General features: G+C 65.9%; 3 protein-coding genes. All 3 read left to right on the plus strand.

Translation table 11 applies throughout. The features are described from left to right. Window positions 1-7 precede the first annotated feature (7 nt). The 3 genes from ACQR0Z_RS34410 to ACQR0Z_RS34420 are packed head-to-tail and all read left to right on the plus strand — an operon-like array spanning window position 8 to window position 16,901. Window positions 8-15,724 (plus strand): amino acid adenylation domain-containing protein, encoded by a 15,717-nt coding sequence (locus tag ACQR0Z_RS34410; RefSeq protein ID WP_434921606.1) that lies wholly within the window; start codon window positions 8-10, stop codon window positions 15,722-15,724. Next, window positions 15,721-15,939 (plus strand): MbtH family protein, encoded by a 219-nt coding sequence (locus tag ACQR0Z_RS34415; RefSeq protein ID WP_434860054.1) that lies wholly within the window; start codon window positions 15,721-15,723, stop codon window positions 15,937-15,939. Before ACQR0Z_RS34410 ends, ACQR0Z_RS34415 begins: the two co-directional genes overlap by 4 nt. Continuing rightward, complete coding sequence (locus ACQR0Z_RS34420; protein ID WP_434921607.1) at window positions 15,936-16,901, plus strand: phytanoyl-CoA dioxygenase family protein; 966 nt, start codon at window positions 15,936-15,938, stop codon at window positions 16,899-16,901. The genes ACQR0Z_RS34415 and ACQR0Z_RS34420 overlap by 4 nt, the downstream gene beginning before the upstream one ends. The last annotated feature ends 269 nt before the right edge of the window (window positions 16,902-17,170 follow it).

The raw sequence follows: 17,170 nt of genomic DNA on the forward strand, positions 1-17,170 counted from the left end.
GGAGGACATGCTGCTCCGCTCGGACGCCGATCTGTCGGCCAGACTGGCGCACGAGCTCACCGTGCCCATCGACATCGAGGGCGACTGTCTGGCGCGCTCGCTGCTGCTGCTGTTCGAAGACGGGCATTTCGTCTGGTGCCAGCTCTTCCACCACATTGCGATGGATGGCTTTGCACGCGCGCTTTTTGCCAAGCGCGTTGCCGACACGTACAGCCGGCTCATCTCGGGCAGGGAGACCTCCCCGAGGCCCTTCGGGGCTTTCGCAGAGCTGCTGGGTGATGATCGCGACTATCGTGCGTCCGACGGAGCTTTACAGGATCGCGCCTATTGGCGAAACGAGCTCGATGGTTTCGTTCATGGTGCATCCGCAGGAGCGCATGATCCGGATGGAAATGGCTTTCGACGTCAGACGGAACATCTCTCCGCAGGTTTGACCTCCGCTCTTGGGATGGTGACTGCGACGACCGGCCTGAGCATCGCAACCATCCTCTGTGCCGCTGCGGCGGTGATCTCGTCGTCAAGCCGTGGATCTCGCGATACCGTCATCGGCTTCGTGGTTTCGGCGCGTTCCGCAGCAGCGGCGCGGAGCACGCCGGGCACCGTCTCGAACGTGGTTCCGCTTCGGCTGGCCGTCGATCCCCGCGTCAGCTGGCGCGAGTTTCTGGCCGAGATCCGGTTGAAGGTAAAAGCCGCGCTCCAGCATCAGCGTACACGGCTCGAGGACATCCGCCGCGACTTGTCCCTGACCGGAGCAGGGGACGAGCTCACCTCCGTCGTGGTCAACGTCATCCCGTTCTTCGACCTTCTGCAATTCGGTGACGAGACCGCGAAGCTGGAAAACCTGTCGAATGGTCCGGTCGACGACTACTCGGTCGTCGCCTACCCGAACGGCGACACCCCGATGTTGCGGATCGACTTCAACGCCAATGCCGGGCGGCGCAACGACGAGGACCTCGCGCGGTTTCGTCGGCGCTTCCTGCATCTTCTGTCGTGTTTGACATCTGACGTGGATGGCCGTGTGGGCGCGGTAGACCTGCTGCTGGAGGAGGAGCGCGATCTGGTGCTAGGTCGCTGGAATGCGACGGCCGCTCCGCTGCCCGAGAGGCTGCCCGCGGCGTGGTTCGAAGCGCAGGTGCGCCGCTCGCCCGACGTCACGGCGGTCGTCTGCGGTAACGCTGCCTGGACATATGACGAGCTGAATCGTCGCGCCAACCGGATCGCCCACACGCTGCTGGCCCGGGGCCTCGGACCCGAGGACCGCGTCGCTCTCGTCATGTCGCGCACGACGCCGGATCTGATTGCTGCGCTGATGGGCGTGCTCAAGAGCGGCGCTGCCTACCTGCCGCTCGATGCGACCTATCCGCCGGCGCGCATCGCCGCGGTGATCCGCGACGCTCATGTTCGCGTCGCGCTGACAGATGACGCCAATGTGGAGCGCCTGCCTGCAGACCTGCCTTGCCTGCGTCTCGGCCATGATGCGCTCGCAGCTGACGAGACCGATCCGTCTCCGCATCAGGGCCATCACCGCCTGGCCCCCGGCAACGCCGCCTATGTCATCTACACCTCCGGATCGACCGGCGTGCCCAAGGGCGTCGTCGTCGAACAGCGAGGTGTCGCCGATCTCATTGCCTGGGCCCAAGACACCTACGGGCGCAGCCTCGACCGCGTCTTCGTCACGACATCGCTCGCCTTCGACGTCTCGGTCTTCGAGATCCTGGCGCCGCTGTGCCGGGGAGGGCGCATCGACCTGCTGGAGAACCTGCTCGCGCTCGCCGAGCATGCCGGCGATGCGGGTCCCGCCGCGATGATCAGCGGCGTTCCGTCCGCGCTGGCGAGCCTGCTCGATCACGCCGCCCTGCCACCAAAACTGTCCGCCGTCGTGCTGGCGGGGGAGGCGTTGCCGGCGCGCCTCATCCGCCGGCTGCGGGCTGAACGCCCCGGCTGCCGCATCTCCAACGTCTATGGCCCGACGGAGGCCACGGTCTACGCCACCGCGTGGCACGCGCCCGACAGCGGCGACGAGGTTCCGCCGATCGGACGGCCGCTGCGCAACCGGCCCGTCTACGTCCTCGACAAGGCGCTGCGGCCACTGCCTCCCGGTGTCGCCGGCGATCTGTATCTCGCCGGCGTCGGGCTGGCGCGCGGCTATCTCGACCGCCCTGGTCTCACCGCCGAACGCTTTGTCGCCAATCCCCATGGCGCCCCTGGCGAGCGGATGTACCGCACCGGCGACATCGTGCGGTGGCGCAGCGACGGCAACCTCGACTATCTCGGCCGTTCCGATCATCAGGTGAAGGTCCGCGGCTACCGGATCGAGCTCGGCGAAGTGGAGGAGCGTCTGGTGCGTCATGCCGCCGTCAAGGACGCCGTCGTCGTGCCGCGCGACCTCGGATCGGGTGTCGCCTCGCTGGTCGCCTATGTCGTGGCGCGCGATACCATGCCGCCGGCTGCGGAGCTGCGCGCTCATCTGGCCGAGACGCTGCCGGACTACATGGTGCCGGGTGCCTTCGTCGGCCTGGCAGCGCTGCCGCTCAACGCCAATGGCAAGCTCGATCGCGCCGCGCTGCCCGCGCCGCGGGCCGGGAGCTGGGGCGAGAGCGCCGTCCCGCTCTCGACGCCCACCGAGATGATCATCGCCGACATCTTCGCGGACCTCCTCGCCACTCCCGACATCCATGCCAACGCAAACTTCTTCCATCTCGGCGGGGATTCGCTGCTGGCCGTTCGCCTGGTCGCTGCCCTGCGCAGCCGAATGGGAGGACGCTGGCCGCTCAGCACGGTGTTCCGATCGCCGACCGTGGCCATGCTTGCGCAGCATGTTGAGAGAGAAGCCGCCAGCGGCGATCTGAGTGATGACAAGCCGCAATGGACCCGTCTCACTCCACGGCCCGAACGCATCCCGCTCTCCAGGGCCCAACGCCGTCTTTGGCTGCTGGATCGCCTCGAGGGATCATTGCCCGCCTATCACGTTCCCGTGGCGATCGAGCTTGCGGGTCACCTCGATGAGGCCGCGCTCCGTGACGCCGTCAACGATGTCGTTCGGCGCCACGAGCCGCTTCGGACTTGCTTCGGCGAGGAGGACGGCGAGCCGTTTCAGATCGTCGTCGCCGAAACGAGCATCAGCCTCGAACCGAAGATCGTGCAGGTCGAAGCGGCAGAAGTCGACCCATCGATCCTCGCCGAAGGACGAACCCCCTTCGATCTTGAGCATGACATTCCCTGTCGTGCGGTGTTGTTCCGGATTGCTCCGGAGCTGCATGTTCTCCTTCTGACCGTGCATCACATCGCGATCGATGGCGCGTCGCTGACGCCATTGTTGCGGGATCTCATCCATAGCTATGCAGATCGGCACGCCGGGCGCCCCACGATGCTGGCTCCGTTGCCTCTCCAATATGCGGATTTCGCTCTCTCCGAGCAGAGCGGAGATGGCTCGCCGGGATCGAGCCCGCCGGATGACGAAGCGTTCTGGACGGAGACCCTCCACGGCCTGCCGCAGGAAGCGACGCCCCGAACCGACTACGTCCGTCCGGCGGTTCTCGACGACAGCGGCGACGAGCATCATTTCGCTATTCCTGTCGAACTGCATCGCCGTATCCTTGACCTCGCGGCCGAAGCCGATGCCACCCCTTTCATGTTCATCCATGCGGCGCTCGCCGTGTTGTTGTCCAGGCTCGGCGCTGGAACGGATGTGCCGATCGGCACGCCGATCGATGGACGCCATGATCCCGTCCTTCGCGACCTGGTCGGATGTTTTGCCAACACGCTGGTGTTGCGGACCGACCTTGGAGACGATCCGTCGTTCAGAACTCTGCTGGCCCGGGTGCGTGAGGCAGATCTCGCCGCCTACGACCATCAGGCTCTGCCGTTCGAGCGCTTGATCGAGCTTCTCGATCCACCTCGCTCGCTCTCTCTCCATCCGCTGTTCCAGGTGATGATGGCCTTTGGCAACGCCGATCCGTTGCCTTGCGCACCTGGATTGTCGATTCGACGCCGCGCGGTGTCGACCAAGACGTCGAAGTTCGATCTGTCGTTCACCTTTCGCGATTACCGGGATTCCGATCTGCGGCCGCTCGGCATGAGCGCCGTGATCGAATACAGCACGTCGCTCTATGCCCCGACGACGATCGACCTGTTTGCGAGGCGCTTCCTGCATCTTCTGTCGTGTTTGACATCTGACGTGGATGGCCGCGTGGGCGCGGTGGACCTGCTGCTGGAGGAAGAGCGCGATCTGGTGCTCGGCCGCTGGAATGCGACGGCCGCTCCGCTGCCCGAGAGGCTGCCCGCGGCGTGGTTCGAAGCGCAGGTTCAGCGCTCGCGCGACGCCACGGCGGTCGTCTGCGGTAGCGCTGCCTGGACATATGACGAGCTGAATCGTCGCGCCAACCGGATCGCCCACACGCTGCTGGCCCAGGGCCTTGGGCCCGAGGACCGCGTCGCTCTCGTCATGTCGCGCACGACGCCGGATCTGATTGCTGCGCTGATGGGCGTGCTCAAGAGCGGCGCTGCCTACCTGCCGCTCGATGCGACCTATCCGCCGGCGCGCATCGCCGCGGTGATCCGCGACGCTCATGTTCGCTTCGCGCTGACAGATGACGCCAATGTGGAGCGCCTGCCTGCGGACCTGCCTTGCCTGCGTCTCGGTCACGGTGCGCTCGCCGCTGAGGAAACCGACCCGTCTCCGCATCAGGGCCATCACCGCCTGGCCCCCGGCAACGCCGCCTATGTCATCTACACCTCCGGATCGACCGGCCTGCCCAAGGGCGTCGTCGTCGAGCAGCGGGGTGTCGCCGATCTCATTGCCTGGGCCCACGACACTTACGGGCGCAGCCTCGACCGCGTCTTCGTGACGACATCGCTCGCCTTCGACGTCTCCGTGTTCGAGATCCTGGCGCCGCTGTGCCGGGGAGGGCGCATCGACCTGCTGGAGAACCTGCTCGCGCTCGCCGAGCATGCCGATGATGCGGGCCCTGCTGCGATGATCAGCGGCGTTCCGTCTGCGCTGGCGAGTCTGCTCGACCACGCCGGCCTGCCGCCGGTTCTGTCCGCCGTCGTGCTGGCGGGGGAGGCGTTGCCGGCGCGCCTCGTCCGCCGGCTGCGGGCTGAACGCCCCGGCTGCCGCATCTCCAACGTCTATGGTCCGACCGAGGCCACGGTCTACGCCACCGCTTGGCACGCTCCCGGCAGCGGCGACGAGGTTCCGCCGATCGGACGGCCGCTGCGCAACCGGCCCGTCTACGTCCTCGACGAGGCGCTGCGGCCACTGCCTCCCGGTGTCGCCGGCGATCTCTATCTCGCCGGCGTCGGGCTGGCGCGCGGCTATCTCGACCGCCCAGGTCTCACCGCCGAACGCTTTGTCGCCAATCCCCATGGCGCCCCCGGCGAGCGGATGTACCGCACCGGCGACATCGTGCGGTGGCGCAGCGACGGCAACCTCGACTATCTCGGCCGTTCCGATCATCAGGTGAAGGTCCGCGGCTACCGGATCGAGCTCGGCGAAGTGGAAGAGCGTCTGGTGCGTCATGCCGCCGTCAAGGACGCCGTGGTCGTGCCGCGCGACCTCGGATCGGGTGTCGCCTCGCTGGTCGCCTATGTCGTGGCGCGCGATACCATGCCGCCGGCCGCGGAGCTGCGCGCTCATCTGGCTGAGACGCTGCCGGACTACATGGTGCCGGGTGTCTTCGTCAGCCTTGCGGCGCTGCCGCTCAACGCCAATGGCAAGCTCGATCGCGCCGCGCTGCCCGCGCCGCGGGCCGGGAGCTGGGGCGAGAGCGCCGTCCCGCTCTCGACGCCCACCGAGATGATCATCGCCGACATCTTCGCGGACCTCCTCGCCACTCCCGACATCCATGCCAACTCAAACTTCTTCCATCTCGGCGGCGACAGCATCACATCGCTACGGCTGGTGGCGCGTGCCCGCACGCGCGGCCTCGCCATCAGCCCGCGCCAGGTCTTCCGTCATCCCACCGTCGCCGGACTCGCGCTGGTGGCCAGCCGGGCTGCCGATGGTCCTTCGTCCGATCCGATCCCGGGGACATCGCTGCCGGCAACGCCGATCATGCTCTGGCTGAGGGATCGAGGGCAGAGCGCCCATTTCAGCCAATCCGTACTGCTCGATGTCCCCGTCGATTTGACCGAGACCGCGGTGACCTTGCTGCTCGATCGGCTTGCCGCCCGCCACGATGCGCTGCGGCTTCGTCTCAACGCCGATTGGACCCTCGAGGTGCGGCCGGCCGAAGCCGGATTCCATGCCGGTTCGGTTGCCACATTGCCGGCCGGGGCCGACGTTGCTGTGGCAACGCAGGAGGCCGCGATGCAGCTTCAGCCCTTCGAAGGCCGGCTGCTGCAGGCGCGACTCGTACCCGAGTCCGGAGATCTCGGACGCCGTCTGCTCCTCGTAATCCATCACCTTGCCATCGACGGCGTGTCCTGGCGCATCGTGATGAACGAACTTGCGGCGCTGTGGCAGGCGTTCGCGAATGGTACCGAGCCTCCGCCGCCCCCCTCGACCTTCCGCAGCTGGGCTCTCGGACTGAGTGACGCTGCGGGAAGCGCTGAGGTGGTCAGCGAAATTCCCTACTGGCGCGCGGTTCTGGACGCATCCACGATCAGCTTTGCGTCAGGCCCGCTGATGGCGGCCCGCGACCGCGTCGCGCTCGTCAATCGCATGACCAGCTCTCTGACGCCGGCGGAGACGAGATCGCTCCTCGCCGCTCCCGGCCGGCTGAACCTGAAGATCCACGAGCTTCTGCTGACGGCGCTTCTCATGGCTGTCCGCCGGACCGCGCAGTCGGACGATGGTGCACTGAGGATCGACGTCGAGGGACACGGACGCGAAGACGTCGTCGCGGGGATCGACGCCGGCCAGACGGTGGGCTGGTTCACGAGCCTCTTTCCGGCGGTGTTGAGCGGTCCTGCCGGAAACGGAGCAGCCGAACTTCCGGCGCTCATGCGCAGCGTCAAGCAGGCCATGCGCACGATCCCAGCCAATGGCGTGGGGTTTGGGCTGTTGCGCTACTTGAACGAGTCCGAAGGCAAGCTGCTTCGGGATGCTATGACGCCTGAGATCTGCTTCAACTATCTCGGCCGCTTCAGTGACGGAGCGGGATCATGGCTGCCGGCGCTTGAGCATCCGGCCCTCGGCGTTGTCCGTGATCCCGATATGGCTGTCGCGCATGCCATCGAGGTGCTTGCGCATATCAGGGATGACAGGTCCGGTCCTGTCTTTTCGATCGAATGGGCATGGGCCCCCGATCTCGTCGCCTGCTCGACCGTTGAAGCACTGGCTCGGTCGTGGGACGACGCCCTCCGATCCGTCCTCGATTTCGCGGGCAGGGACGACGTTCGTCCGATCTTGACGCCGGCAGATCTTCCGCTGGTCAACCTGTCACAGGCCGAGATCGATGGGCTCGCTGCGCGGCGGCCGCAGCTCGAGGATGTTCTTCCGCTCACGCCGCTTCAGGAAGGACTGCTGTTTCACACGCTTTATGACGACGAGGGCGATGACACCTATCTCGTCCAACTGGTCTTGAGGTTGGGTGGGCAAGTCGATCCGGTCCGCCTGCGTGCGTCATGTGCTGCGCTCGTCGCGCGACATGCCGTCCTGCGCTCATGTTTCGAGCACCAGGGCCATGATCGTCCGATCCAGATCGTCTTGTCCGCGGTCGAGCTGTGCTGGGAAGAGGTCCGCATCGCCAATGCGGATGACGAGCAGGCCTGGCTCGCGTCCAACCAGGCCAGACGCTTCGACCCCGCGCAGCCGCCTTTGGTCGCCTTCACGCTGCTTCAACGAGACGACGGGACCTCGCTGCTGGTCCTCAGTCTGCATCATCTTCTTCTCGATGGCTGGTCGATTCCGGTCGTGATGCGAGATCTCGCCGCGCTGTATGACGGTGTCGGTCTGCCGGCGGCCGTTCCCCATCGCCGCTTTCTGGAATGGCTGGCCGCTCAAGACCGGGTCGAGGCTCTCAAGTCCTGGACCGAAGCCCTTGCCGGTGCTCCGCCGCTCACGCATCTGGTCGAGAAGAAGGATAAGAGCCGGTCGATGCTCCACGCCGTTGCGCGGGCTTCCTTGAGCGCTGCGGAAACCTCCGCGGTCGCATCCTGTGCCGCAGCCTTGTCCACCACGCCCAGCGTGCTGGTGCAGACCGCGTGGGCGGTTCTGCTGTCGCGTCTGACGCGCCAGGACGAGGTTTCGTTTGGGATCACGGTTTCGGGCCGGCCGCCCGAACTCTCAGGCGCGGACCGGATCGTCGGTCTGCTGATCAATACGCTCCCGCTGTGGGTCTCCGTCCGGAAGGACATGACGTTGCGGCAGCTCTGCCAATCCGTTCAGGACAGGGTCGCCTTCCTGCTCGCGCATCCCAACGTGCCGTTGGCCGATCTCCAGCGCATCGCAGACGGCAAGCTGTTCGATACGCTGGTCGTGTACGAGAGCTTCCCCGATCGCGAGGCAAGCCTCGGCGCCGGCGACTTGCGCATCGACGCCGTCGAGGGACGTGAAACGTCTCACTACACGCTCTCGTTTCTGGCGCTACCAGGCAAGCAGCTCGCCTTCAGGCTCAACTATCGCGCCGATCTGTTCGAGCCGGGTGTCGGGGACGAACTGCTCACCCGCTTTCGGCATCTTCTGATCGGGCTTTGCGCCAACCCGGACCAGGCCGTTGGCGCCCTGAGAGCGAGTTCTCGCGAAGATCTGCAGCCGGGACTGATCAGCGGTCCAGATCCAGTGGCGCCAGCCCAAGACGTGATCGCCCGTTTCAACGCGCAGGTCGTTCGCCGGCCGGCGACGATTGCTGTCGAGAGCGGGGCGGATTGGCTGACTTTCAAAGACCTCGATCTCTGGTCGGATGCGATCGCCGCGCGCCTGACGAACAGAGGCGTAAGGCCGGAAGACCGGGTTGCGCTTCTCTTCGAGCGCGGAGCGGAATTGGTGGCCGCGCTCATCGGTGTTCTGAAGACCGGCGCCACGTTCGTGCCGCTCGACCCGAAGTACCCCGATGCGAGGCTCGAGGCGCTGATCGCACAAGCCGACGTCAGCTTGACGCTCGGCGACGCCGCCGCAAGGCAACGCATGCGGTCCAAGATCAGTCTGGTCGATGCCCGCGAGAGCGGCGATCGCTTTCCCACGGTCCTCCCGTCCCCTGACAGCCCGGCCTACCTCATTTTCACCTCCGGCACGACGGGACGACCGAAAGGAGTCGTCGTCACCCGGGGCGGGCTTGCAAACTACGCCGGTTGGGCGATCGACGCCTACGGTCTCGGCGAGGGCGGTGGCGCGGCGGTCACCACGTCCCTCGCGTTCGACGCGACCATCACGAGTTTGTTGCTGCCGCTCCTGGCCGGCGAACGCGTCATTCTGTTTGACGAAGCGCGCCAGTTCGATCTGCTGGCCGACCGACGTGATCGCCTTTCCCTGCTCAAGCTGACGCCGACCCAAGTCGGATTGCTGGCGCAGATGTCCACTGTGGAACGTCTCGCCGGACTGGCGCGGCGGCTCGTCATCGGCGGCGAAGCGCTTGCGGCGGAAACGCTGCAGCCCTGGCGAAGAGGGGCGCCCGACACACGCCTCATCAACGAGTACGGTCCGACCGAAACCGTCGTCGGCTGTGTGGCCTATGAAGTTCGTGCCGACGATCCGGAAGCGGGCGCTGTCGCGATCGGCGCGCCAATTGCCGGCACCCGGCTCCTGATCCTCGATGAGGCGCTGCAACCCGTTCCTCAAGGACTCCCCGGAGAATTGTACATTGCGGGCGCCGGACTTGCGCGCGGCTATTTCCGGCGGCCGGATCTCACAGCCGAGCGCTTCGTCGCGGCCCCCTGCTGCGGTCCAGGCGCGCGCATGTATCGGACCGGCGACCTCGTGCAGCGCCGAGGCGATGGCGCGCTCGTCTTCCTCGGCCGCACGGATCATCAGATCAAGATGCGGGGTCACCGGATAGAACCTGCCGAGATCGAGATGGCGCTTCTCGAACTGCCGGGCATCGATCAGGCATTGGTGTTGGCGAGGTCCGACGAGGCGGGGCGGCAGAGGCTCGTGGCCTATGCCGTTGCCCGCGCCGCGCCTCCGCACTGGCGCGAGATGCTGGCGGGCCGGCTGCCGGACTTCATGGTGCCGGACGATCTGGTGATGCTCGACCAGTTCCCGCTGACGGCCAACGGCAAGATCGATCGGGCGGGGTTGCTGACACCGACGCCCAAGGCCGAGAGTTTCGTAGAGCCGGAGACGGAGGCTGAGCGCGCACTCGCGCAGATCGCCGCGGGCCTTCTCAAGGTCGATCGCGTCAGCGCGGACGCAGGCTTCTTCGCGCTCGGTGGCGATTCCATCCTGTCGATCCAACTGGTCAGCCGCGCCCGTCGCGCCGGCTATGTGCTGAAGCCGCAACAGGTGTTCGAGCTGCAGACGGTGCGCGCCCTTGCGGCCGCAGCCCGGCCCGTGAAGGCGGACGCCGCCGCGCGGCCTGCCGCGGCGACGTCATTCGAGCCGACACCGATCATGCAATGGTTGTCGCGCCGCGGCGGTCCCATCGGGTGCTACGCCCAGTCGGTGGTCATAGACCTCGGGTCGGACACCACCTCCACCGCGGTGATCGAAGCCGTCGGCACGCTTTGGCGTCGTCACGAGATGCTCCGCGCCAAGCAGCTTGCCGACGCCATCACGATCCTGCCGGTTGAAGCAGCCACACCACCAGACGTCTCAGAGAAGGCCGCGGCAACGACGGAGTGGAGAGCGCAGCTTGCGGAGGAGCGTCAGAGGCTGGCCTCGGCTCTCTCGCCCGAACGCGGCGTCATGCTGCGGGCGACGATCTTTGCCGGTGAGGATCGGCTCTGGCTGCTGCTCTGCCTGCATCATCTCGTCTGCGATGGTGTTTCCTGGCGGATCCTGATCGAGGATCTCGAGAATCTTCTTCGCGGCCGCGCGCTCGATCAGCCCTCGACGCCGTTTGCCGCCTACGCGCGCGAGATGGCCGGCGATGCCTCGTCGCGCCGGGACGAGCTCCCGTTCTGGCACGGGCAGCTCGATTCAGCGGGCCAGCTGCTGCCGAACGTCTCCCTCGACCGGGCACGCGATACGTTCGGGACGCGGCAGGTGCTCCGCACGACCTGTCCGCACGAGGTGACCCGAGCGCTGCTTGGGCCGATCCCGCAAGCCTTCGCCGCGAGCATTGACGATATCCTGCTGACGGCTCTCGTGGTCGCCGTCAAGCGCTGGCGTCAGGGTCAAGGAGATGCACGGCCGAAGCTGCTCGTGGCTGTCGAAGGCCACGGACGCGGGCATGGGTCTCTCGATGTCTCGCGCACGGTGGGCTGGTTCACCGTGATGTATCCGCTCCTACTGTCGCTCGACGAGTCGTCGAACGAGATCGATGATGCGGTGCTGACCATCAAGGAGCAGCGGCGACGCATGCCGGGAGATGGCAGCGGCTACGGCATCCTCCGCGCATTGGCCGAGAACGGCGACGCGGACGCCCGGAGTCTGACCGCCAATGGGATTGAGCCGCAGATTCTCTTCAACTACCTGGGGCGTTCGACAGGAGCGCTCGACGAATTCGCCGCGAGCGCCGACGACGACTTACCGCTCGCACATATCCTGACCGTCAATGCCATCACCCGAGAGGGGGAGGGGCGGTCCACATTTGACCTCGATTGGTCATTCGCTCCCCGTCTGATCGGTGCGTCGGACGTCACGGCGATCGCTGACCATTGGCACGCTGCGATTGCTGACATTGCGAGCTCGGTGGCGCGGGGCGGGGGAGGGCGGTCGCCGTCAGATTTCCCGCTCGTCGCGCTATCGCAGGAGCAGGTCAACGGCCTCCTCAGGGCCGTTCCGGACGCCGTCGATATTCTACCCCTCGCCCCGCTCCAGGAAGGCCTCCTGTTCCACGCCCGCTACGAGCGAGAGGCGAGCGCCATCTACGTGTCGCAGGTCGTTCTCGAGCTCGAAGGTCCGCTGGATGAGGAGCGGCTGCACGCGGCAGCCACTCGTCTGATCGACCGGCATGACAGCCTGAGGGCGACCTTCCTCGACACCAGCGATGCGCGGCCGGTGCAAGCGATCCGCCGCACGGTGCCGCTCGACTGGCGGGTCATGAGCCTGCCGCAGCAAAGCGACGTCGCCCCCGATCAGGCCATTCGCGACATCATGGATAAGGATCGCTGCGCGGGTTTCCGGCTGGATCGTTCCGATCCGCTGGTCCGCTTCCGCCTCATTCGCCGTGATGCGCAGCATCACAGTCTGCTCTGCACCTTCCATCATATCGTCGTCGACGGCTGGTCGATCCCGAACATCATTCGCGAATTGATGACACTGCACGCTGATCCCTCGGCGGAACTGGTTTCTCCGGGGCGGCGCAAGGACTACCTCACCTGGCTCGCCGCGCAGGATCGTGAAGCTGCGATCGGCGCTTGGCTCAACGCCTTGCGTGGACTCAACCAGCCGGTCCGATTGGCCGGCGCCGCCGCGCCGGGCGACGGCTCGCACGTGCAGATCAGGCGCCGCCTCGCCCTGAACACGGAGGCCGGCCTTCTCGCCCTCGCACGCGCCAACGATCTGACCCTCAACACCGTGATGCAGGTCGCCTGGGCCATTCTGCTCGGACGGCTCACGCGACGCAACGACGTGGTCTTCGGCATCACGATCGGTGGGCGGCCGCCGGAATTGCCAGGTGTCGAGACGAGCGTGGGTTTGTTCATCAACACGCTTCCGCTGCGGGTCGTGCTACGCACGGACGAAAGCGCCCATGCTCTTCTGCAACGGGTTCAGGCCTCTCAAGCCGCGCTGCTGTCGCATCAACATGTAAGCCTCACTGCCATCCAGCGGGCCATCGGACTGGGCGATCTGTTCGACACGCTGCTCGCGTACGAAAACTACCCGCTCGACCGGGCCGCGCTTGCTCGACCGGTGGGAGAGCTCGCGGTCGCCCGCGTCTGGAGCGTCGATTTCGCGCACTATCCGCTGTCGATCGTCATCGTACCGAGCGAGTCGCTGGACATCAGGTTCAACGCCCGAGCGGACATCATTCCGGAAGCAACGCTCGAGGGAATTGCCGCGCAATTCGTTGCGCTTTTGGAGGATCTTTCGCGGCAGACCGATCGGCCCGTAGGAGCTCTTGGAACGACAAGATCGTCCGTACCACCGGCGCTGGGGGGCGCTGAGGTCGATCAGCCCGAACGTTCGATCTGTGATGTCTTCGCGCGCCAAGTCGAACAGCGGCCCGGCGCGACGGCCATCGTCGATGGAGACCGGACGATCACCTATGCCGAGCTTGATGCATCGTCCAACCGGCTCGCCCGGCATCTCGTGACCTTGGGCCTCAGCGTCGGTCAATCCGTGGCCATGGTTCTGCCGAGAGGTCGGGAGCAGGTCATCACGATGCTGGCGATCCTCAAGGCCGGGGGCTGCTACATCCCACTCGACGAAGCGCTTCCGGCCGCCCGCGTTGCTGACATCCTGGCCGAAGCCGGTGCGACCGTCCTGGTCACTGTGACAGCTACAGACCCTTCCGTGCGCGAAGGCATCAGGGCGGTCGTCCTGGATGATCCTGAGACCGCATCTTGTATCGCCTCGTTGCCTTCAACGCCGCCTGGCATCACGGCGCATCCGCTGGCAGCCGCCTATGTGATCTACACATCCGGGTCCACGGGGCGCCCCAAGGGCGTGGTGGTGACGCACGCGAATGTCTTGCGGCTGTTCACGGCCACGCGGCAGTTTGCCTTCAATGAACGGGATTGCTGGACTCTCTTCCACTCGACGGCGTTCGACTTCTCGGTCTGGGAGATATGGGGCGCGCTGTTGCATGGCGGTCGTCTCGTCATCGTGCCGTGGGAGACGTCGCGCGACCCTGGCGCGTTCCTGGCGCTGCTCGAGGCGCAGGCAGTCACGATCCTGAACCAGACCCCGTCGGCGTTCTACCAGCTCCTGGACGCGATCGAACTGCAGCCCGAGCTCGCTGCGAGTTTAGCGCTTCGCTGGGTTATTTTCGGTGGCGAGGCTCTCGACGTTCACAAATTGCGTCCTTGGTTCGACCGGTTCGGAACCGATCGGCCGCAGCTCGTCAACATGTACGGGATCACCGAGACGACGGTCCATGTCACGCATCTCCTCCTGCCGGTCTCGCCGACGAGAGGCGGCAGCCCGATCGGCATCCCGATCGATGATCTCGAAATTCACCTCCTCGACACGGCGCTGCGCGAAGTGCCGAGCGGACTCATCGGCGAGGTCTTCGTCGGCGGAGGCGGCGTGTCTCGGGGGTACCTCGGGCGCCCCGATCTCACAGCCGAACGCTTCGTCGCCGATCCGACGGGCAGCGGCAGACGACTCTACCGGACCGGCGATCTGGCCTTGCGGCGCGAGGATGGAAGCCTGGCCTATGTCGGCCGCTCCGATCATCAGGTGAAGATGCGCGGCTTCCGCATCGAGCTCGGCGAAATCGAAAGCCGGCTCTCGCTGGTCGATGGCGTCAGGCAGGCGGCCGTGATCCTGCGCGAGGACGAGCCGGGGTATCGGCGGCTCGTGGGTTATGTCGTGCTGAGCAAGGATGCCGTGCATGACGAGGCGAGCCTGCGGGCGTCGCTGGCCGCCTACCTGCCCGGCTACATGGTCCCGTCGCAGATCATCATGCTCGACCACATGCCGTTGACCCGCAACGGCAAGCTTGACCGCGACCGGCTGCCCGCGCCGGAACGCGCTGTGTCCGTCAGCAGGCGCGCCCCGCGTGACAGGCGAGAGGAAGAGATGGGCAGACTGTTTGCCGAGGTTCTCGGCCTGCCCGAGGTCGGTGTCGACGAGGAATTCTTTGCGCTGGGCGGCGACTCGCTGCGTGCGATGCGTCTGATCGGGCTGGTCAGAGCCCGCTTCCAGGTCAATTGCTCGATCCGCACGCTGTTCGACAATCCGACGGTCGAAGCCCTGGCGAACAGCATTGATCACGTCGCCCCTGAGGGGAATCCCTTGGAGGGTCTCATTGCGATCAGAGCTGCCGGGACGAGGCCGCCCCTGTTCTGCATCCATCCGGGTGGCGGGCTGAGCTGGGTCTATGCGCGATTGATGCGATATCTCCCGGCCGATCAGCCGATCTTTGCGCTGCAGGCCCGCGGCTTCAAGGACGGCGACACGCTTGCTTCGAGCATCGAGGCGATGGCGGAGGACTATCTGGCGGCCATGCGCAGGGTCCGGCCGAAAGGTCCATATCACCTTCTCGGTTGGTCGTTCGGCGGCTTGACCGCCTATGCCATTGCGTGCCGCCTGCAAGAGCAGGGCGAGGCTCCGGGGATCGTCACGCTGCTCGACGCCTATCCGGTCCGCGCTGCGGATCAAGCCATGCCGGTCCATGACGATGAATTGCTTGCCGATCAGGTCGCGATGTTAGGCGCGGTTCCTCGGTGGAAGGAAGCCAGGTCCCTGCGCCAGGCGCTGCTGGCCGATCGTGGTGCTCTCGCGACGCTTAGTGCAAGGGACATCGACGCGCTCGTCGAGATCACGCGAAACAACGTTCGATTGGCCACGGGTTGGGAGCCGCCCCGTCTGGAAGGTGATGCGCATCTCTTCATTGCGGATGCCGGCGCCCTGCCGCCGTTCGATTGGAGGGACCGGGTTGACGGGACGCTCCATCGCCACCTCATTCCCTGTCGCCACGGGGACATGCTGCAACCCGGCCCGCTCGCCAGCATCTGTCACACCCTCAACGGCCTACTGACACAAGCTCACAAGCAGGAGATCCTCTCATGACCAACCCGTTCGAAGATCCTGACGCCCGATACCTGGTTCTGATCAACGAGGAGGGGCAATACTCGCTCTGGCCGGCGTTCGCGGACGTTCCTCCCGGCTGGGAGGTCCGGCTGCGGGACGCCGCGCGCGCCGAGGCGCTTGCTTTCGTGAACGAGAACTGGACCGACATGCGTCCGCGCAGCCTGGTCAAGGCCATGGAGGGCGGCACGCAATGACCGAGCTCGTCGAAAGAACGGCAGAGACGCTTCGATCAGATTGGCATGAGGCGTTTGCCCGCGAGGGATACATCGTTATTCACGACGTCCTGTCCGCCGCTGAAATCGATGCCTGCGCGGCGTCGCTCGCAACGCTGCGCGAGCTGCGTCCGGACCTCGTCGCTCCGTCGACCGCGCCCGCCCGCGATCGGATCGAATCCATGGTGAGGCTGGCGCAGGCAGGAAACGAGATCGATGCGGTGGAGCAAATTGCCCTGCATCCAACGATTCGCGACGCCCTTCACCAGGTGTTCGGTCAGGAGCCGGTGGCGCGCTACACGCGGCTTCTCGCTCAATCCCCGGGCGCCTTGCCGGTCAACGCTGCGCGACGCGGCACGCCCCATCTCCATAATTTCGGAATGGCGACCCGCCCGCCGGGCGGCCGGGCGATCGCCTGGACTCCCGTCGACGACGTTCATCTCGATGCCGGCCCGATGTGGGTGCTGCCGCGATCTCATATCGCGTTCGCCTCATTTCCGGATCGGCTGCTCGATGCCATTCCGGACGGTCGCGACCGCCTGCACGAGCTGTGGCGGCAAGGCGGCAGCGCCGAAGACTGGCTGAGCTGGCACGGCGCGGTCGGCGATCACTCGATGGCGATCCTCGCCGATTGGATCGAGGAGACCGGCGCTCAGCCTGTTCCGGTGATGCTGCGCAGGGGAGACGTTCTGATCTTCTCCAACGACCTGCTGCATGGCTCGCTGATAGCCCGCAATCCCGACATCCCGCGCCGGATCATGTTCACCCACTATCATGCCGACGGGCGAGAACTCTGGGAGCTCGGTGACGCCGTGGGATCTGACGAGAATCCGCAAGGACCCCGGCTCTTCGAGAAGCGCGACTGGGTCCGGCGCACGCGCGGACTGACCGATCCCGACGGCCTGTACCGGTTCTATGCTTCCATGAAGGGATTTTTCGACTAACTCACCGGGTGAATGTACCAGCTTCGTCCGGGACGGCATTGAAACAGACGTCGCGAGACTTTCGCGATGCCGCTCCAAAATGCGCGGCTTGAGCGTCCATACACGGCAACTGAACCAATTGGCGGTGATGAGGGCGGATCCTCGTCCCGCTTAGTCAACATCACGGAAAGCACCCAATGTAACCAGTCCATGGAGCAAGCACCCATGGTCAAATCGCGACGTGCCTTGGCCGCACTGATCAGCGTTTCCGCGCTGTTCGGGCCGTTTGT

This window comes from Bradyrhizobium sp. HKCCYLS3077, assembly GCF_051167555.1.
Classification (GTDB): Bacteria; Pseudomonadota; Alphaproteobacteria; order Rhizobiales; family Xanthobacteraceae; genus Bradyrhizobium.

What these genes read in the sequence shown, in the direction of transcription:
- ACQR0Z_RS34410 (WP_434921606.1), top strand. Translation starts at nt 8, where the DNA reads ATGCTGCTCCGCTCGGACGCCGATCTGTCGGCCAGACTGGCGCACGAG.
- ACQR0Z_RS34415 (WP_434860054.1), top strand. Translation starts at nt 15,721, where the DNA reads ATGACCAACCCGTTCGAAGATCCTGACGCCCGATACCTGGTTCTGATC.
- ACQR0Z_RS34420 (WP_434921607.1), top strand. Translation starts at nt 15,936, where the DNA reads ATGACCGAGCTCGTCGAAAGAACGGCAGAGACGCTTCGATCAGATTGG.